This window comes from Mycobacterium sp. pV006, from assembly GCF_041287115.1.
GTDB lineage: Bacteria > Actinomycetota > Actinomycetes > Mycobacteriales > Mycobacteriaceae > Mycobacterium.
In genome coordinates this window covers 37,882-56,730 of the sequence record NZ_JBGGKT010000002.1, presented here as the reverse complement: position 1 = coordinate 56,730, position 18,849 = coordinate 37,882, and the positions used below count along the sequence as shown (strand labels likewise).

The following is an 18,849-nucleotide window of genomic DNA, read 5'->3' as shown; positions in this document are numbered from 1 at the left end:
GGCGTCCATGGGGCACTACCGCAGCAACATCCGTGACCTGGAGTTCAACCTGTTCGAGACGCTGGCGCTGGAAAAGGTGCTGGCCACCGGTGAGTTCGGCGACCTCGACGGGACCTCGGTGCGGGAGATGCTGGCAGAAGCGGCCAAGCTGGCCGAAGGGCCGGTCGCCGAGACGTTCGCCGAATCCGACCGCAACCCGCCGACGTTCGACCCCAAGACACACCGGGTCAGCATCCCCGAGCCGTTCAAGAGGTCTTACCGGGCCTGGTACGACGGTGAGTGGTTCCGCGTCGGGATGGCCGAGGACATCGGCGGGGTTCCCGCGCCTGCGGTCGTCGAGTGGGCGATCAACGAGTTCGTGTTGGGCGCCCAGCCGGCGGCGTTCATCTACTCCGCGGGACCGAAGATGGCCGACATCCTGTTCGGGATCGGCAACGACGAGCAGAAGCACTGGGCCAAGCTGATGGTCGAGCGCGGCTGGGGCGCCACCATGGTGCTCACCGAACCCGACGCCGGTTCGGACGTCGGCGCCGGCCGCACCAAGGCGACCCAGCAGCCCGACGGCACCTGGCATCTCGACGGGGTGAAGCGGTTCATCACCAACGGTGACGCCGACGACCTCTACGAGAACATCATGCACGTCGTGCTGGCCCGGCCCGAGGGCGCCGGACCCGGGACCAAGGGACTGAGCCTGTTCATGGTGCCCAAGTTCCACTTCGATCCGCGCACCGGTGACATCGGCGAGCGCAACGGCGTCTTCGTCACCGGGCTGGAGCACAAGATGGGCCTGAAGGTGTCGTCGACCTGTGAGCTGACGTTCGGTCAGCACGGGACGCCCGCGGTAGGTTGGCTGGTCAACGACTCCCACGACGGCATCGCGCAGATGTTCCGCGTCATCGAGTACGCACGGATGATGGTGGGCACCAAGGCGATCGCCACACTGTCGACCGGCTATCTCAACGCTCTGGAGTACGCCAAGACCCGCGTGCAGGGCGCGGACATGACCCAGATGACCGACAAGTCCGCGCCGCGGGTGACCATCATCCACCACCCGGACGTGCGGCGCGCCCTGCTGACCCAGAAGGCCTATGCCGAAGGGTTGCGGGCCCTGTACCTCTACACCGCGGCCCACCAGGACATCGCGATGGCCGCGGAGGTCTCGGGTGCGGACCCGTCGATGGCGGTGCGGGTCAACGACCTGCTGCTGCCGATCGTCAAGGGCGCGGGTTCCGAGCGGGCCTACCAGTGTCTGACCGAGTCGCTGCAGACGTTCGGCGGATCGGGGTTCCTGCAGGACTATCCGATCGAGCAGTACATCCGTGACGCCAAGATCGACTCGCTCTACGAGGGCACCACCGCGATCCAGGCGCAGGACTTCTTCTTCCGCAAGATCGCCCGCGACCGCGGCGGCGCGCTTTTGCACGTGGTCACCCAGATCAAATCGTTCCTCGACCACCCCTCGGCGCGTCCGGAACTGGCCGCGGAGCGCAAACTGCTCGCCACGGCCGTCGACGACGTGCAGGCGATGGTGGCGAAGATGACGTCGTTCTTGGTCGACTCCCAGCAGGAACCCAGTCAGCTGTATCGCCTTGGGCTGCAATCGGTTCCGTTGCTACTGGCGGTGGGTGACGCGCTGCTGGGCTGGCTGCTGCTGCAGCACGCGGAGGTGGCGCTGGCCGCGCTCGACGGCGACGTCGACGCCCGGGACCGCGCCTTCTACACCGGCAAGGTGGCCACGGCGCGGTTCTTCGCCAAGAACATGCTGCCGATGCTCACCGCCCAGCGCACGATCCTCGAGGCCGTCGAGCTGACCGCGATGGAGCTCCCCGAAGCCGGGTTCTAGCTCGTCGGCGTGGCGCCGAGTGCACGGTTTCTGACGGGATCCGGGCGGATTCGCGTCAGAAACCGTGCACTCGCGGTGAAGATTTACTGCTCGGGCGTGTACCCGAACGGCAGCAGCACGCTCTTGGACTCGCAGTACCCGGCGATGCCCTCCGGGCCGCACTCGCGGCCGATGCCGGAGTTCTTGTACCCACCGAACGGGGCGCCGGCATCGAAGGCGTACATGTTGATGCCATAGGTGCCGGTGCGGATCTGCTTGGCGATCTCGAGGGCCTTGGCGTTGTCGGTGGTGTACACCGACCCGGCCAGGCCGTAGACGGAGTCGTTGGCGATGCGCACCGCGTCGGCCTCGTCCTCGTAGGGGATCACCACCAGGACGGGACCGAAGATCTCCTCCTGGGCGATGGTCATCGAGTTGTCGACGTCGGCGAACACGGTCGGCTGCACGAACCAGCCGCTGTCCAGGCCCTCGGGCCGGCCGCCGCCGGTGACCAGGCGAGCACCCTCCTCGAGGCCCTTCTTGATGTAGCCCTCGACCCGCTCACGCTGCTTCTCGCTGATCAGCGGGCCGATCATGGCGGCCGCGTCGTCGGGCAGACCGGGCGCCATCCCAGCCGCCGCGGCGGCGATCTTCTCCACGACCTCGTCGTAGCGCGAGCGCGGGGCCAGGATGCGGGTCTGGCCGACGCAGGCCTGACCGGAGTTCATCAGGCCCGAGAAGATCAGCATCGGCAGCGTGGAGTCCAGGTCGGCGTCCTCGAGGATGATCGCCGCGGACTTGCCGCCCAACTCCAGCGTGCACGGCTTGAGCCGCTCGGCGGCGATCTTGCCGATCTCCTTGCCGACCGCACTGGACCCGGTGAACGTGAACTTGTCGATCTCCGGGTTGTCGGTCAGCGCGCGACCGGTCTCCACGCCGCCGGGCACCACCGAGAGCACCCCCTCGGGCAGACCGGCCTCGGCGAACACCTCGGCCATCAGGTTGGTGGTCAGCGGGGTCTCCGCGGCGGGCTTGAGCACCAGGGTGCAGCCGGCCAGTAGGGCCGGGCCCAGCTTGTTGGCGGCCAGGAAGAACGGCACGTTCCAGGCGACGACAGCGCCGACGACGCCGATCGGCTCCTTGAGCACCAGGGTCTGCCCGTACGCGCCGTCGCGGATGTCCTGCCAGCTGAACTTGTCCGCCGCCGAGGCGTAGAACTGCAGCGTCGACATCGCCGCGCCGTACTGCATCATGTCGACGATGGTCTGCGGCTGGCCGGTCTCGAGCTTGAGCATCGCCTTGAACTCGTCGGCGCGCGCCTCGATCAGCTCGATCGCCTTGGCGATGACGGCCTCGCGCTCCTTCGGCGTCATGCGCGGCCACGGGCCCTCGTCGAACGCCTTGCGGGCGGCGGCGAACGCGGCATCGACGTCGGCCTTGGTGGCCAGCGGCACCTGGCCGACCTTCTCGCCGGTGGCGGGCGAGAACACCTCGATCACGTCGGACGTGGCGGGCTCGACCCACTTACCGCCGATGAACAGTTTGTCCCAGTCGGTTTTCAACGCCGTGCTTTGAGTCATGAAAGTCACACTACCGAGCGATCGGCCAAACGAGAACCTGTTGCAAGACACCCGTCAAGTTCGACGCAACACCAGCACCAGATTGCTCACCAGAAATTCCCGGACCAGCGGCACACGCGTCAACCCCCACGCCCATCGCGGGTGGTAGCGCGGGAAAGCAGCGATCAGCGCGCCCGTCCCGCGCGCCCAGCGAAGCCCGTCGGCCGCCGACACCGCGAACAACGACGAGCCGTAGTCGTTCTTCGGCCGATGCCCGTGCCTGCGCGCGTACCGGTCCGCCGCCCGGCGCCCGCCCAGGTAGTGCGTCAGCCCCATCTCGTGACCGCCGAACGGGCCCAGCCACACGGTGTAGGACAGCACCACCAGGCCACCGGGCCGGGTCACGCGCAGCATCTCGTCGCCGAGGCGCCACGGCTCCGGCACGTGCTCGGCGACGTTCGACGACAGGCACACGTCGACGCTGGCGTCGGCGAACGGCAGGGCCATGCCCGAGGCGCGGACGAACGTGCCCTGGCTGTGGACGCGCGGACCTGCGGCGTGCATCTCGGCCGCGTCCGGTTCGACGCCGACGTACCCGAACCCGGCGTCGGCGAACGCGGCGGCGAAATAGCCGGGACCACCGCCGACGTCGAGCAGGGTGCGACCTCTCGGCGGCGCACCGTGGACCGCCTGCCACAGATCGCTGACCAGGTTCACGGTGTCGGCGGCCAGCGCGCCGTAGAACCGGTCGGGGTCGCTCTGCTCGAACCGGAACTCGGCCAGCAACCGCACCGACCGCGCCAGCGTCGCGCGCCGGGCGAACAGATCGGTAGCGAGCACCCGGCCACCTTACGCAGCGGTTTAGGCTGAACCCCGATGTCTTCCCGCCCCCGTCCGCCTGCGCGCGTCGAGTCCGTGCTGCTGCTGTGCTGGCGCGATACCGGCCACCCGCAGGGCGGCGGCAGCGAGACCTACCTGCAGCGCATCGGCGCGCACCTCGCGGCGACGGGCGTGCGCGTGACCCTGCGGACCGCCCGCTACCCCGGCTCCGCGCGCCGCGAGACCGTCGACGGCGTGCACATCGAGCGCAGCGGCGGCCCCTACACGGTGTACGTGCGGGCGGGCCTGGCCATGGCCGCCGCCAAGATCGGGCTGGGGCCGATGCGCCGCGTCCGGCCCGACGTCGTGGTCGACACCCAGAACGGACTGCCGTTCCTGTCGCGGCTGGTGCACGGTCGGCGCACCGTCGTGCTGGTCCACCACTGCCACCGCGAGCAGTGGCCGGTCGCGGGACGGGTCATGAGCCGGATCGGCTGGTTCGTCGAGTCTCGGCTGTCCCCGCGGCTGCACCGGCGCAACCAGTACGTCACCGTCTCCCTGCCGTCGGCGCGCGACCTGGAGGTTCTCGGCGTGACGCCGGACCGGATCGCGATCGTGCGCAACGGCGTCGATCCCGCCCCCGACGACGGCGCGACGTACCCGCGGTCGGCGACGCCCCGGGTAGTGGTGCTGTCCCGGCTGGTGCCGCACAAGCAGATCGAGGACGCGCTCGACGCGGTCGCGCAGCTGCGCACCCGGATCCCGGATCTGCACCTCGACGTGCTCGGCGACGGCTGGTGGGCCCAGCGGCTCGTCGACCACGCGGCACGACTCGGCATCACCGACGCGGTGACGTTCCACGGCCACGTCGACGACATCACCAAACACACTGTGCTGCAACGTAGCTGGGTGCACCTGCTGCCGTCGCGCAAGGAAGGCTGGGGCCTGGCGGTGGTGGAGGCCGCCCAGCACGCGGTTCCCACCATCGGGTACCGCTCCTCGGGCGGGCTGACCGACTCGATCGTCGACGGCGTCACCGGGATCCTCGTCGACAACCACGCCGACCTGGTCGACGGGCTTGACCGGCTGCTGACCGACCCGGTGTTGCGCGAGCAGTTGGGCGCCAAGGCGCAGGTGCGTAGTGACGAGTTCTCGTGGGCACAGAGCGCGGGAGCGCTGCACACGGTGCTGGCCGCGGTGTGCCGTGGCGAACGGGTCGGCGGCAGCGTCTAATTCGCCCACAGGCCCGCGAATCATCATTAACATGACGGGTATGCAGGATGCGCTGCGCCAGCTGCTCGGCTATCGCATGACGCTGGCCGAGTGGATCGGCACCGCCGCACTGCTGGGAGCGCCTTACGCTCTGATCGGCGTGGCCTGGGCGATATTTCAGGCCGATGTCCTGGCCACCTTCGACGGCGTGCAGAAGTTGGTCGCCATCATCGGCTACGTGGTGTTCTGGCCCATCCTCATCGTGGCGCAGCTGTGCTAGCCGAGCCGCAGACACGCATTAACATCACCCGGCGCACCGCGCGCTGGGATCCCGACGAACCCGTCACCGTCGCCCACGCCATGGACTTCTGGTCGTTCGCCGCCGGGGCGGCCAACGTGATCATGCAGCTGTCAGTGCCCGGCGTCGGCCACGGTGTCGTGGAGAGCAAGGTCGACTCCGGCAACCTGATGAAACACCCGTGGAAGCGGGCCCGCACCACGTTCCAGTACCTGGCCGTCGCGGTGCTGGGCACCGACGACGACCGCGCCGCGTTCCGGGAAGCCGTCAACGAATCCCACCGCCACGTCAAGTCCGACGCCTCGAGCCCGGTGCGCTACAACGCATTCGACCGCGACCTGCAGATGTGGGTGGCCGCCTGCCTGTTCGTCGGGCTGGAGGACACCTACCAGTTGTTGCGCGGTGAGATGACACCGGAACAGGCCGAACAGTTCTACCGGTCGGCGTGGCCGTTGGGCACCACGCTGCAGGTCACCGAGGACCAGTGGCCACCGACGCGCGCCGACTTCGGCCGGTACTGGGACCAGGCGTGTGCACGTATCGCCGTCGACGACGTCGTCCGCGACTTCCTGACCGACCTGGTGAACCTGAAGATGATCAATCCCGTTCTGGCGCTGCCGTTTCGGCCGCTGTTGAAGTTCCTGACGGTGGGATTCCTGGCGCCGGTGTTCCGCGATGCACTCGGGGTGAAGTGGAGCCGGTCGCGCCAGTGGGCGTTCGAGCGGCTGTTCCTGTTCGTCGCGTTCGTCAACCGGTTCCTGCCGGCCTTCGTCCGCCAGGGCGGCACCCACGTGCTGCTGGCCGACCTCCGGTGGCGCGTCCGTCGACAGCGACGGCTGGTGTGACGACGATGACCGGACTGCGCGTGGCCACCCGACGTCTGCTGAGCCGCAAGCTCAGCGTCGCCGACGTCATCGAGATCGGTTTGTGGGCGGCCATCCCGTATCTGATCATCGGCCTGCTGTTCGCGTTCTTCGGTGTCGAAGACGTCCGCCATCTGGAGGGGTTGCTGCAGACGCGGCTACCGGCCGGGGCCAACATCATCGCCTACCTGACGGTCACCGCGCTCTGGCCGGTCTACGTGATGGTGCCGACGGTGTGCTCGGCCTGAGGCCGCCATCGCGACCAGCCCGGCGATCAACTGCGCCAGCCACATCGAGTGCGCGGCGAGCATGACACCGCGGTGCGGGGACGGGTCGGCGCGACCGCCGACGTCGTAGACCGTCACGTCGGCGTCGCGGTAGGCCACCGGCAGATCCAACTCCGGGCCCGGTCCCTGGACGACCACCCAGCCGACGCCGGCGGCGGCGAGTTCGTCGCGCCCAGCGCCGGAGGTCAGGAGCTGCTGGATCTCCCGGGCCCGGGTGCCTTCCCCCAGCACCGTCTGCCCCGCGATGGTCAGGTCGCCTGTGGAGAGCACGTCGGCGCGCAGCCAGCGCGGCAGCGGATCCAGGACCGGCGCCGGGCCGGCCCAGTCGAACCGGCGCATGCTGTCCACCGTCAGCACCGTCACCGGCGCCGGATCGGCGTTGATCACCGCGGCCGCGGCCGTCCACCCGGGCGGGTACTGCACCGGTGTGACCCGGCCGCCGACGCCCCACGCCAGATCGGGCAGTGTCGCGATCAGCGCCGCGCAGCACAGCACCGCAGCCGCGACCGCCGGCATCCGCCGCCGCAGTACGAGCACCGTCGCGGCGCCGGCCAGCGCGTAGACCGGCATTGCCAGCGCCACCCACTTCTGGCCGTCGCGGATGACGCCGAGGCCGGGGGCCGCCCGGATGACGCTGTCGGCCAGCGCCAGTCCCGGGCCGGTGGCCAGCAGTGCCGGCGCCACGATCGCGGCGGCACCGATCACCAGCAGCGGGATGCCGATGCGGCGGCGCAGCAGCACCGGCAGCCCGATCGCCACCACGGCCAGCAGCACCGCGGTGGCCACCGCCGCGAACAGTGTGGTGCGCGAGGCGGGGACGGCGTCGGCGTTCCAGATACCGCCCAGCCCGGCCAGGCTGCCGAGGGTGCCCAGCCCGGGTTCGGCGCGCGCGGCGAACGCCTCCACACCGGTGTCGCTGGTGGCGCCCACCCAGTCGGGTGCCAGCAGCGGCGCGACGAGCCACGGCAGGGCGGCGGTGACCGATGCCGCTGCGCTGACGCCGACACACCAGAGCCGGGAGCGTCCGTCGCCGGGTCCCAGGGCGCACGCCAGCGCGACGGTGGCGGCCAGCATCAGCCCGGTCGGGGTGAGCCCGGCCAGCGCGACCCAGAACAGCAGCGCCCCGATCCCGCCGAAATTGCATTCCACGCGCGTCAAGCCGCGAAAAACGCGCGTGGAATGCAATTTCGGCGGGGAAGGGGTCGGGGGCGAAGGGGTCGGCGGGGAGCGCAGGGACAGGACCGCGACCGCGACCCACGGCAGCGCGCCGTAGCCGACCAACAGACTCCAATGGCCCTGCAGCAGCCGCTCGGCCACATACGGGTTCCAGATCGCGATCGTCGCCGCCACGCACTGACCTGCGACACCGGCGTCGGGCAGCAGCAGCGCCACCAGCCGCGCCGCACCCCAGCCCGCCGCCCACAGCCCGGCGGCCAGCGCCAGCTTGACCACCAGACCGCCGTCGAGCACCGACGACGCCAACGCCACCGCGAAATCCTGCGGCAGCGCGCGTGGCGCCGCCTGCGACAGACCCAGCGCGGTGTGGGACAGATACGAGCGCGGCGTGGACACCGCGTCGCGCAACAGCAGGTAGCCGGGTGACGCGAGCGGAGCGGTCACCACCAGGGTCAGCGCCAGCGCGTACGCCGACGCCGCCACCGACCGGGCGATCAGACCGGTCGGTCCGGGGGCAGGTCGGATGGTCGTTGCGCCGGCAGTTTCTCGGTCTTGGCCTCCGCGCCGGGCACCGGTTCGCCCTCGTCGCCGCGGCCGCCGAAGAAGCGGTTACCGGTGTCGTCGAGACCAGGATCCAGCAGCATCGACTCCGCGCGCAGGCTGAACGACCCCAGCAGCGCGCCGCCGATCAGCGCCACCAGACCCAGCGCCGTGAACGTGATGGGCAGGATGCGGCCCCACAGCGCGACCCGGTCACGCTCGTCGAACGCCGACGCGACCTGGGCCTCGACGGTCTCCTCGTCGGAGGTCACGGTGTAGTCGACGAAGGTGACCTCGGGTTCGAGCGCCTCACGCGCGTAGTAGTGGAAGCCGCGGTCGGTCTGCTTGACGATGGTCCCCGACACCGGATCCACCCAGAAGGTCCGCTGCGCGGCGTAGTACCGCGTCATCGTGATCATCTCTTCGGGGTCGCCCTCCAGGCCCCACAGCGCGGCGCGCGCGCTGACCTGGGCGTCGGCCTCGTCGTCGTACAGCGACGCGTACTTGACCGGCTCGACGAGCTTGCCCTCGGAGTCGAAGCCGATGTTCTGGGTGAACCGGTAGGCCGTCAGCCCGTTGACGTCCTCTTCGCCGGAGTAGTTGGCGTCGAACGTCTTCTGCGCGATCGGGTCGAAGAACGGATAGGTCTTCTTCTCGGTGTCGAACGGGAAGCGGTAGGTCAGCCCCTCGTGCGGCAGCGCGATGTTGGTCGGCGGGTTCTCGTCCTCCAGCGCGCGCGGCTTCTGCACCGCACCGCCGGGGTTGCTCTCGCTGGACACCGCTTCGGCGGTGCTGCGGTCGATGGTGACGGTGTCGACCATCGCCAGCAGCAGCCCGTTGTCCTGCTGCTGGTCGGTGCGGCGCAACGAGCTGCCGACCTGCAGGGTCACCACGTCGGCGTTGGCCGGGGACTCGACGCTGACCTGCCGTTGCAGGACCAGCGGAACATCCTCGTTGACGACGAACCGTTCACCGTTCAGCGATGCCGGGTCGAACGCCGTACCGGTGCCGTCGCTGACCAGCGTGGTGTCGATGTCGAGCGGGATCTTCGAGATCTGGCCCTTGGTGTAGGTGCTCAACAGCAGGGCGGCAATGAGCAGGGCGGCACCGAGGCCCATGATTGCGCACGCGGCGATCCTCAGCGCAACTGCGCGGTTCAATACCGTGTCTCCCTTCGCGCCCGCCATGGGTCGGGTGATCGATCAAGGTTTCTGCATCGACAAGCAAACCCGTCCGACACTAACAGCACCGACCGGGGCCGGCGCCGACTACGACCGCTTGGCAGATGCAGCGTAACTACCCGTTTCCGTGCCGATCCAGCGCGCGGGCACACTGTGGACCATGACGGCAACCGGAGCCGACGCGGTCGGCGGGACGCGTAGCTTCCTGCCCGCCGTGGAAGGAATGCGCGCGTGCGCGGCCATCGGCGTCGTCGTCACCCACGTCGCGTTCCAGACCGGGTACAGCAGCGGGGTGATCGGACGCGTGCTGGGCCGCTTCGACCTGGCGGTCGCGGTGTTCTTCGCGTTGTCGGGGTTCCTGCTGTGGCGCGGGCATGCGGCCGCGGCGCGCGGTCTGCGGGAACGCCCGCGCACCGGGCACTATCTGCGGTCGCGGATCGTGCGGATCATGCCGGGTTACCTGGTCGCGGTGGTGGTGATCCTGAACCTGATGCCCGACACCGACGCCGACGTGACGGTGTGGCTGGCCAACCTGACGCTCACCCAGATCTATGTGCCGCTCACGCTGACCAACGGGCTGACCCAGATGTGGAGCCTGTCGGTGGAGATGAGCTTCTATCTGGCGCTGCCGCTGCTGGCCCTGTTCGCGCGCCGATTGCCGGTGCGGGCGCGCATCCCGGTGATCATCGCCGTGGCGGTGGCCAGCCTGTTCTGGGTGCGGATCCCGTTCGACGGCGGTGAGGGGCACAACCTGTGGAACTGGCCGCCGGCGTTCTTCTCGTGGTTCGCCGCGGGCATGGTGCTGGCCGAACTGACGGTGACGCCGGTCGGGTGGGCGCACCGGCTGGCGCGGCGACGGATCCTGATGGCGGTGGTGGCGGTCACGGCGTTCGGTATCGCGGCGTCGCCGCTGGCCGGGCTGGAGGGCCTGCACCCCGGCTCGATCGAGCAGGTGACGCTGAAGACCGCGATGGGTGCGGTGGTCGCCGGGGCGCTGCTGGCGCCGCTGGTGCTCGACCGGCCCGACACCCCGCACCGGATCCTGGGCAGTGCACCGATGGTGACGCTGGGCCGCTGGTCCTACGGTCTGTTCGTCTGGCATCTGGCGGCGCTGGCCATGGTGTTCCCGATGATCGGGGAGTTCCCGTTCAGCGGTCACTTCACGATCGTGCTGGTGTTGACGTTGCTGTTCGGGTTCGCGATCGCCGCGGTCAGTTACGGGCTGGTCGAGTCGCCGTGCCGGACCGCCCTGCGGCGCTGGGAGTTGCGCCACCAGCCGACACCGCTGGACAGCTCGGTCGACGACTCTGTGGCCACGACCGTGCCGCGCTGAGTGCGCGGAATCACCGACGCCGCGACGGCTGCCACCGAGATCAAGGCGAGGAACTGCACCCCGGCCGAGTGCCCGACGTAGCCGTCGACCGACCGCCACGGGTTCTGGCTGAGCACCGCGCCGGCCAGGATCAGGCCGCCCGCCGCCGCGCCGACGGTCACGGCCTCACGCAGCCGTTCCCGTCGCCGCAACAGATGACGGATCCCGGCGGCCCCCAGCACGGTGGCCGCGCCGACGGGTCCGGCCACCACCGCGCCGACGACGGTCACCGCCGCCGTGACGGCCGCGGTCCCCGGCTGCCACACCGTGCCCGCCGGGCCGGGGTCGGGCCGGCGCCGGACCGGGATCAACGCCAGCGCCGCGAGCACCGGAAGCAGCGCCAGGCCGCCGATCAGCCCGGCCCGGTAGGAGGTGTTGGACGCGAACGTCATCGTCACCGCGGTGTCGGCGCCGGCGGGCAGCACCCAGCCCTGCTGCCAGCCGTTGACGGTGATCGGTGTCAGCACGTCGCCCTCGGTGGTGCGGGCCACCCAGCCCGGGTTGATGCTCTCGGGCACCACGAGCAGCCGGTCGGCGTCCGCGGCGTCGACGCGGACCTCGCGGTGGTGGTTGCTCCACTGCTCGACGGCCACCGGGCGCGGGGTCGTGGTGGCGATCCGCTCGGCGTCCGGCGTGGTCAGTCGCACCCCGTCGACGACGAAGGTGGGCCCGGGGCTGATCAGCAGTTCCTGTTCGCCGGCGGGCAGGGTGATCGTGTCGGTGCCACACGGTTGGGCGGCGATGGGCCGGTTGTCCAGCAGCGCGGCGACGGTGGTGCGCACCGAGGTCTGAACGAATTGGCCCGCGACACCGATGATGGGCCCCTGCCCGCACGGAATCGTGATGCGGCGCAACCGGTTCGCCGATGCGTCGGCAGCGTCCAGGGCGGTGCCGCGGGGGTCGAGCGCCACGATCTCGGCCAGCCCCGGAGGTTTGAGCTGATCGAATCCCAGTGCGGTGCGGTCGATCACGTCGTCCCAGTCCAGCAGTGACACCGTGACGGTGTCGGTGACGCGCGGCTTGAGCCGCAGGGTCTCGGTACCGGCGGTCAGGCGCCGCACCTGGGGACCGTCGCCGAGGTCGACGGCGATCAGACGCGGGCGTGCGGGCACCACCGACTCGCTGGGCGTCACCCGCAGCGCCGCGACGGTACGCGGTCCCGGCAGGTGCACCGACAGCGTCGCAGGGGTGCGGGGCTGCACCACCCGCTGCGGCGCGGTCCACGCCGTGGCCGGGTCGCCGTCGGTGGCGGCGTAGGCCGACCCGAGTACATCGATGAGATCGGAATCCCCTGCCGCGCGGGTGGTTCCGGGCTGGGCGATCAGATCGGCCAGGTTCGGTCCCTGACGGGCACGCACCCATACCGTGGGGTTCACCGAGGTCGGCTCCGGCACCTGCAGCGTGCGGCTGAGGTTGACCGGTTCCTCCGAGGCCAGGGCCATCGCCGCCGAGCACCGTGTCCCGGTGGGGCTTTCGGCGCAGCCGGGTCGGCCCAGTAGCTCGGTACCCAGATCCCATTGCGCCACCGCGCTTTCCGGTCGAGGCGCAGGCACGTCGACGGTGTGCCGCAGGCTGACCGGGTGGGCGAACCCGTTCGCGTCGTACTGCGTGACGCTCAGATCGGTGATGCCGAACTGCACACCGGGTGACCCGTCATCGGTGGCGACGGCGGTGACGCGCACCCACGGCGACTCGCCGTAGGGCAGCGCGACGGTCAACGGTTGGCCCGCCTCCTCGAACCGCACGGTGCTGGTGCCGTTGACCGTCGAGACCTCGAGCCGCCGTACCTGCGCGCCGACGGCCGTGGCGCTGGGCGTCAACGTCAGGGTCGCGTTGGTCAGCGGGCGGTCGAAATCGATGTGCAGCCATTGGCCGACCGCGGCCTGCAGCGAGTTGGAGACCCAGCTGGTCGCCGCGTCTCCGTCGATTGCCGCGGGGGCCGCCGAGGACGGCGAGACGTTGGGCAGGGCGGTCGAGTCGCCGGCCGAGCTGGACACCGTGATCCGCCCGCCCGACCAGCGTCCCTCGACGAGCTCGGCGCCCTCGGACGGGTAGTCCGGCACGCGGTTGTAGGTGTTGTGCGGATCGCCGGGCGCGCGGACGGCAGAGGAGTGGTCGTCGACGCGCCCGTAGTCGGTCTCGCGCGCCACCGGGCTGTCGGTCACCGTGGTCAACGGCGCGTCGAGCCCCGCGCGCACGGCGTCCTGGGTGAGCAGCGCGGTGCCCAGCGGTGGTTCGTTCCTCAGTCGGCGGCGTTCGTCGAGGCGCAGCAGCGCCTCAGGTGCCCCGTCGATCCGGGGCAACGCGTCGGCCTCGACGGTGTAGGGAGCCATCGCCGCGCCGGCGCCGTCGACCCGGTAGATCTCCACCGCCGGGTAGCGGGGACGCAGGCCGCTGTCGGCGACGAACCCGTCGAGGGTGCCCGGACCGATCGGCGCACCGAACTCGGCGACCTTCGTCAGCCCCGGGGAACCGTCGACGGTGCGGTGCACCAGGATCGGCCGCGCCGACCGGGACGTGTCCGGGTCGAGGTCGTTGCGGACCACGACATGGGAGATGCCCTGCCGGATCAGGGTGTCGGCCAGACCCGCGGAGGGCCGGCCCGCGGCGAAGAGCCGCTGCACCGAATCCAGGGCGCGGATGGTCTCCGACGGGGTCAACGGGATCGAGTCCCGCACCCCCCAGGCGCTGTCGCCGAGCACCTGCAGGGGCTCGTCGCGCGAGTTGCCCCACGTCTGCGTCGCGAACGGCGCGCCCGGCGCCACCAGCACCCGGCCCCCGTCGTTGTGCTCGTCGAGCCATGCCGCGGTGTCGTGCCAGTACTGCGGGATCGCGTCGAACGCCCCCGGCGGCGTCAGCCGCCCGGTCCAGACCAGCGACGTCGCCGCCACCAGCGCCGAGAGCACCACGACGGCGACCGCGGTGCGCTTGTCGTCCTCCGGGTGGGCGAACGCGCGGCGCCACACCGGCCGCGGCGCGCTGCCGGGAAGCGGGATCCGGCCCAGCAGGTGCGCCAGACCCAGCACCAGCGGCAGCCGCAGCAGCGGTTCGAGTTTGTGCAGATTGCGCAGCGGGGTGCCGTCGGCATCGAGGAAGGCCTGCACCTGCTGCGCCACCGGCGACCCCAGCCCGCCGGAGTAGCCGGCCGCCAGCAGCGCCACACCGACCAGCAGCATCGTCACCAGCCGGCCCCGGGCGGGCATGGTGCGCATGGCGAGACCCGCCAACCCGGCCGCGGCGACCAGCGTCGTCGCCAACACGGCGACCGTCCCGGTCACCAGCGGCGCCCCGGCGGTCGCGCTCGGCGCGACGTACGGCGTCCACGCACCGGTACCGCGCAGCATCTCGGTCAGCGACATCCACCGCGTCGTCACCCCCGAGGACTCGATGAAGTCCAGGAACGGCGGACTGATCCGGCCCAGATGCAGCAGCGCGACCACCCACCACGCCGTCGCGAGCACCACGCACGGCACCCACCACGCGACAAACCGGCGCCACACCCGGTCGGGGCGATGACAGCACAGCCACACCACCGCGCACAGACACGCCGACAGCGTCGCCACCGCGTTGACCGCACCCATCAGCGCGATCGCCGCCGCCGAGCGCGCCGCCAGCAGCCGGATACGCGTGTTGCCCTGTAGAACCAGCACGATCGGCAATAGCACCCACGGCGCGAGCATCATCGGCAACGTCTCCGACGAGATCGCGCCCAGAGTGGTCAGCACCCGCGGGGACAGCGCGTAGGCCACCGCCGCGATCACCCGTGACGTGCGGCTGCCGATGCCCAACGCCTCGGCCAGCCGCAGCACGCCCCAGAAACCGACGACCAGCAGCAGCGCCCACCACAGCCGCTGCGTCACCCAGCCGGGGACGCCGAGGACGTCGCCGGCCAGGAAAAAGGTGCCGTGCGGGAACAGGTAGCCGTAGGCCTGGTTCTGCGCCTGGCCGAACGGCAGCTCGCTGTTCCACAGCGTGAACGCGCGCGTGAGGAAGCGCAGCGGATTGGCTGTCAGATCCAGTTTGGTGTCGGGTGAGATCTGGCCGGGTGACTGGGCGAACGTCAGGACCAGAGCCGCCGCGGCGACCACCCACAGCCAGCGCCGCGAGAGCGGCTCGGGGGCAGAGTTAGCTTCGGTCGCCGTATTCCACCCTGTTGAGAACCGACGACGCCGGATCGCCCGCCTGCAGCGGAGGCCTGGTGTCCTGCTGCACCATCAGCGTCACCCCGAAGACGGCAGCCGCGCCCAGCAGCAGACCGACGACGAGGCTGGCGGCGGCGGGCACGAGAAACCGGTCCATGGGCCACAAACTAGCACGGCGCCCACCGGCGGCCCGGGGCTCACATCACGGGGCGGGCGGGACGATCAGCACTGGTCGGTGCCCCCGCCGCAGCACGTGATCGGCGACGCTGGACTGGATCAGGGACCGGAATCCGGTGGTCGCGCGGGTGCCGGTGACGATCAGGTCGGCGTCCACCTCGTCGGCGACGTCGATGATGGCCTGCCACACGGTGTAGGTCTGGGCCACACACCGTGCCTCGACCGGCAGACCCGCCTCGGTGGCCAACCGTTGGCCCTCCTCGTTGATCCGGCGCGCCTCGGCCAGCGCGATGTCGACCTCATCGACGGGGACGGGATCCGGCGGACCGTCCAGGTCGTAGGCGATAGTGGCCTCGGAGCCGCGGTCCAACGGAGACCACACGGTCAGCAGGATGGCCCGGCCGGCGGAGAGGAACCTGCTGGCGTAGTACACGGCCCGGCGCGCGGTCGGCGATCCGTCGAAGGCGATGACGATGACGGTCTGGTGTTCTCCGGCGTCCCTGTCGTTGTGCGCCGACGTCATCGTCCGCCCCCCTTCGCTGTCGGTGTGCTCCCACCATATTGGGAGCCACGCACCCCCGAGGACGTAGATCGCAGCTTCGGTTGGCACTAGGGTCGAGACGATGGCTGCGTCTCCGACATCCAAATCCGCGCCGAAAGCCCTGCTGGGCGCCGTAAGTGTGGTCGCGTTGCTGGCCGGTTGCTCGCCGGGCGCCGAGGCCCCGGCGCCGCCGGAACCGACCTCACGGGTCGTCAAGGCGGCCACCGCGGTGCCGCAGGCGCCGCCCCCGCCGGCGCCGGCGTGCGGCGACCCGGCCACCGCGGTCGCATCGATGTCGACGCGCGACAAGTTGGCCCAATTGCTCATGGTCGGCGTGACCGGCCCCGCGGACGCCCGCGCGGCCGTCGAGAACCACCGCATCGGCGGCATCATGGTCGGCAGCTGGACCGACCTGTCGATGCTGTCCAACGGGTCGCTGGCCGAGATCGCCGGGTCGGCAGGACCCCTGCCGCTGGCCGTCAGCGTCGACGAGGAAGGTGGCCGGGTCTCCCGGCTGTCCTCGCTGATCGGCAGCCAGCCCTCGGCACGCGAGTTGGCGCAGACCCGCACCGCCGACGAGGTGTACCAGATCGCGCTCGACCGCGGCCGCCAGATGCGCGGCCTGGGCATCACCATCGACTTCGCGCCCGTCGTCGACGTCACCGACGCGCCGGCCTCCTCGGTGATCGGAGACCGCTCGTTCGGCGGCGACCCCACTGTCGTCACCGAGTTCGCCGGCGCCTACGCGCGGGGCCTCCGCGACGCCGGCATCCTGCCGGTTCTCAAGCACTTCCCGGGCCACGGGAGCGCATCGGGCGACTCCCACAACCAGGGCGTCAGCACCCCGCCGATCGACCAACTCGAGTCCGTCGACCTGGTGCCCTACCGCAGCCTGACCGCGCAGGGACCGGTCGGCGTCATGGTCGGCCACATGAGCGTGCCCGGGTTGACGGGCAACGAGCCGGCCAGCCTCAGCCCCCAGGTCTACGGCCTGCTGCGCTCGGGCAACTACGGCGGCCCGCCGTTCAACGGCCCGGTGTTCACCGACGACCTGTCGGGCATGCGGGCGATCTCCGACCGGCTCGGTGTCGCCGACGCCGTGCTGCGCAGCCTGCAGGCCGGTGCCGACGTGGCGCTGTGGCTGAGCACCGCCGAGGTGCCCGCGGTGCTCGACCGGCTCGAGAGCGCCGTGGCCTCCGGTGAACTGTCGATGTCGTTCGTCGACGGTGCGGTGACGCGCATCGCGGCCATGAAAGGGCCGTCTCCGCGCTGCTGACTACCCTGTGGGGGACACGAGAACCGCGCAGGGAAGGTTGGGCACGATCATGGCGGGTGGTACCAAACGCTTGCCACGTGCGGTCCGGGAGCAGCAGATGCTCGACGCTGCCGTCGAGATCTTCTCGGTGAACGGTTTTCACGAGACGTCGATGGACGCGATCGCCGCCGAGGCGCAGATCAGCAAGCCGATGCTCTACCTCTACTACGGGTCCAAGGAGGAGTTGTTCGGCGCGTGCCTGGACCGCGAGCTGGCGCGCTTCGTCGAGGAGGTGCGCAACAAGATCGACTTCGACGACCCGCCGAAAGAACTGTTGCGCAGCGCGGTGCTGGCGTTCCTGAAGTACATCGACGAGCATCGCGCGTCCTGGATGGTGCTCTACACGCAGGCGACCAGTTCGCAGCGGTTCTCGCACACCGTGCGTGAGGGCCGGGAACGCATCATCGAGCTGGTGGCACGACTGTTGCAGTCGGGTACCAGACATCCCGGTCCCGACACCGATTTCGACATGATGGCCGTCGCGTTGGTGGGCGCCGGCGAGGCGATCGCCGCGCGGGTCAGCACCGGCGACGCCGACGCCGACGAGGCGGCCGAACTGATGATCAACCTGTTCTGGCGGGGCCTCAAGGGCGCGCCGAGCGACGCCGGCCCGGTGGCCTAGCGCTGCGGGTGTCGCGAAAGTGCTTCCAGCGTAGCGTCATTCGCCGTGCAACGACGCTGACGGCACGTTCGCTCTACAGCGGCGCCACCGTGCCCGTCAGGTGCGGGTGCCCCTTGGTCAGGTGACGCAGCGTCAGCTCCCACCCGTCGCCGCGACGGTCGACGTACAAACCGGCCCGTGCGGGCAGGATCACCGGTTTGGCGAATTTCACCGAGTACTCGACCGCATCCGGCAGTTGCCCCTCGACGTTGGCCAGTACCGCCGCCGCGCTGAACATGCCGTGGGCGATGACGGTGGGGAAGCCGAACAGCTTGGCCGCCAACGCATTCGTGTGGATGGGGTTGTGGTCCCCACCCACCGATGCGTAGCGGCGGATCTGACCCGGGGTGATGCTGAGCACCGCGTTGGGCGGGCCGAGCTTGGGTTGTTTCTGCGGTGGCGGCTTGGGTTCGTCGGACAGGCTGGTCCGCTGCTGGTTGAGGAACGTCGAAACCTGCTGCCATGCCAGATCGTTGCCGACCTTCACGTCGGTCAGCACGTCGACCAGCAGGCCGCGCCGATGCTCCCGGAGGTTCTCGGCGCGCACCGTCGCCGAGACGGTGTCGGACACCGCGATCGGCCGGTGCGCGGTGATGCGGTTCTCCAGATGTACCGAACCCATTGCCGCGAAAGGGAAGTCGAAGCCGGTGATCAACGCCATCAACGTGGGGAACGTCAGCGCGAACGGGTAGGTGATCGGTACGGTGTCGTCGAACCGCAGCCCGGTCACGTGGCAGTACTCGGCGACGTTGGCCGAGTCGATGGCCAGCTCGTCGACGGTCAGGCTGCGCCGGGGCAGCGTGTCGCTGCGCGGCACGAACGGCAGTGCGCCCGCGGCGGCCAGTGCGAGATTGCGCAGCGCAGAAGGTTGTTGATCGCTCACG

General features: G+C 70.3%; 16 protein-coding genes. 8 read left to right on the top strand and 8 right to left on the bottom strand.

The window, feature by feature from the left end; genetic code table 11:
* The first annotated feature begins 7 nt into the window (after positions 1-7).
* Positions 8-1,843, top strand: coding sequence for an acyl-CoA dehydrogenase (locus ACAG25_RS03490; RefSeq protein ID WP_370486913.1), 1,836 nt, complete (start codon positions 8-10; stop codon positions 1,841-1,843).
* Between the two features lie 83 nt (positions 1,844-1,926).
* On the opposite strand, the gene ACAG25_RS03485 is transcribed toward ACAG25_RS03490, so the two are convergent.
* Together ACAG25_RS03485 and ACAG25_RS03480 are read right to left on the bottom strand one after the other, a co-directional pair.
* Positions 1,927-3,402, bottom strand: coding sequence for an aldehyde dehydrogenase (locus ACAG25_RS03485; RefSeq protein WP_370486912.1), 1,476 nt, complete (start codon positions 3,400-3,402; stop codon positions 1,927-1,929).
* Positions 3,403-3,456: 54 nt separating this feature from the next.
* The gene (locus ACAG25_RS03480; protein WP_370486911.1) at positions 3,457-4,221 is read right to left on the bottom strand and encodes a class I SAM-dependent methyltransferase; all 765 of its coding nucleotides are present in this window, start codon (positions 4,219-4,221) and stop codon (positions 3,457-3,459) included.
* A 36-nt stretch (positions 4,222-4,257) separates the two neighbouring features.
* On the opposite strand from ACAG25_RS03480, the gene ACAG25_RS03475 reads away from it, so the two are divergent.
* The 4 genes from ACAG25_RS03475 to ACAG25_RS03460 are packed head-to-tail and all read left to right on the top strand — an operon-like array spanning position 4,258 to position 6,821.
* Positions 4,258-5,433: a glycosyltransferase family 4 protein gene (locus tag ACAG25_RS03475; RefSeq protein ID WP_370486910.1), complete on the top strand. Its 1,176-nt coding sequence runs from the start codon at positions 4,258-4,260 to the stop codon at positions 5,431-5,433.
* Between the two features lie 31 nt (positions 5,434-5,464).
* Entirely contained in the window at positions 5,465-5,692 is a 228-nt protein-coding gene (locus tag ACAG25_RS03470) for a hypothetical protein (protein WP_370486909.1), read from the top strand.
* Positions 5,686-6,555, top strand: coding sequence for an oxygenase MpaB family protein (locus tag ACAG25_RS03465; RefSeq protein WP_370486908.1), 870 nt, complete (start codon positions 5,686-5,688; stop codon positions 6,553-6,555). The genes ACAG25_RS03470 and ACAG25_RS03465 overlap by 7 nt, the downstream gene beginning before the upstream one ends.
* A 5-nt stretch (positions 6,556-6,560) precedes the next feature.
* Complete coding sequence (locus tag ACAG25_RS03460; protein WP_370486907.1) at positions 6,561-6,821, top strand: hypothetical protein; 261 nt, start codon at positions 6,561-6,563, stop codon at positions 6,819-6,821.
* Here the strand turns inward: ACAG25_RS03460 and ACAG25_RS03455 are convergent.
* Complete coding sequence (locus ACAG25_RS03455; protein ID WP_370486906.1) at positions 6,732-8,519, bottom strand: hypothetical protein; 1,788 nt, start codon at positions 8,517-8,519, stop codon at positions 6,732-6,734. The two genes, ACAG25_RS03460 and ACAG25_RS03455, sit on opposite strands and share 90 nt — an antisense overlap.
* Positions 8,520-8,530: 11 nt before the next feature.
* Positions 8,531-9,736: a DUF3068 domain-containing protein gene (locus ACAG25_RS03450; protein WP_370486905.1), complete on the bottom strand. Its 1,206-nt coding sequence runs from the start codon at positions 9,734-9,736 to the stop codon at positions 8,531-8,533.
* 181 nt (positions 9,737-9,917) lie between these two features.
* Here ACAG25_RS03450 and ACAG25_RS03445 point away from each other — a divergent pair, with 181 nt between their 5' ends.
* Positions 9,918-11,090 (top strand): acyltransferase family protein, encoded by a 1,173-nt coding sequence (locus tag ACAG25_RS03445; RefSeq protein ID WP_370486904.1) that lies wholly within the window; start codon positions 9,918-9,920, stop codon positions 11,088-11,090.
* Here ACAG25_RS03445 and ACAG25_RS03440 read toward each other — a convergent pair.
* From ACAG25_RS03440 to ACAG25_RS03430, 3 genes are read right to left on the bottom strand one after another with little or no spacing between them, the layout of a single operon-like run.
* Positions 10,973-15,217 carry an alpha-(1->3)-arabinofuranosyltransferase family protein gene (locus tag ACAG25_RS03440; RefSeq protein WP_370486903.1) on the bottom strand — a complete coding sequence of 1,415 codons (4,245 nt, stop codon included), beginning with the start codon at positions 15,215-15,217 and terminating at the stop codon, positions 10,973-10,975. The genes ACAG25_RS03445 and ACAG25_RS03440 overlap by 118 nt on opposite strands.
* A gap of 37 nt (positions 15,218-15,254) precedes the next feature.
* The gene (locus tag ACAG25_RS03435; protein ID WP_370486902.1) at positions 15,255-15,428 is read right to left on the bottom strand and encodes a DUF2613 domain-containing protein; all 174 of its coding nucleotides are present in this window, start codon (positions 15,426-15,428) and stop codon (positions 15,255-15,257) included.
* Between the two features lie 45 nt (positions 15,429-15,473).
* Positions 15,474-15,971, bottom strand: a complete 498-nt coding sequence (locus tag ACAG25_RS03430; RefSeq protein WP_370486901.1) for a universal stress protein — start codon at positions 15,969-15,971, stop codon at positions 15,474-15,476.
* Between the two features lie 100 nt (positions 15,972-16,071).
* On the opposite strand from ACAG25_RS03430, the gene ACAG25_RS03425 reads away from it, so the two are divergent.
* Both ACAG25_RS03425 and ACAG25_RS03420 read left to right on the top strand, forming a co-directional pair.
* A complete protein-coding gene (locus tag ACAG25_RS03425; protein ID WP_370486900.1) occupies positions 16,072-17,265 on the top strand; it encodes a glycoside hydrolase family 3 N-terminal domain-containing protein in 1,194 nt (397 codons plus the stop codon).
* Positions 17,266-17,314: 49 nt separating this feature from the next.
* Positions 17,315-17,926, top strand: coding sequence for a TetR/AcrR family transcriptional regulator (locus ACAG25_RS03420; RefSeq protein WP_370486899.1), 612 nt, complete (start codon positions 17,315-17,317; stop codon positions 17,924-17,926).
* Between the two features lie 73 nt (positions 17,927-17,999).
* Here the strand turns inward: ACAG25_RS03420 and ACAG25_RS03415 are convergent, their stop codons facing one another.
* Positions 18,000-18,848, bottom strand: a complete 849-nt coding sequence (locus ACAG25_RS03415) for a MaoC/PaaZ C-terminal domain-containing protein (RefSeq protein ID WP_370486898.1) — start codon at positions 18,846-18,848, stop codon at positions 18,000-18,002.
* Between the last annotated feature and the right edge of the window lies 1 nt (position 18,849).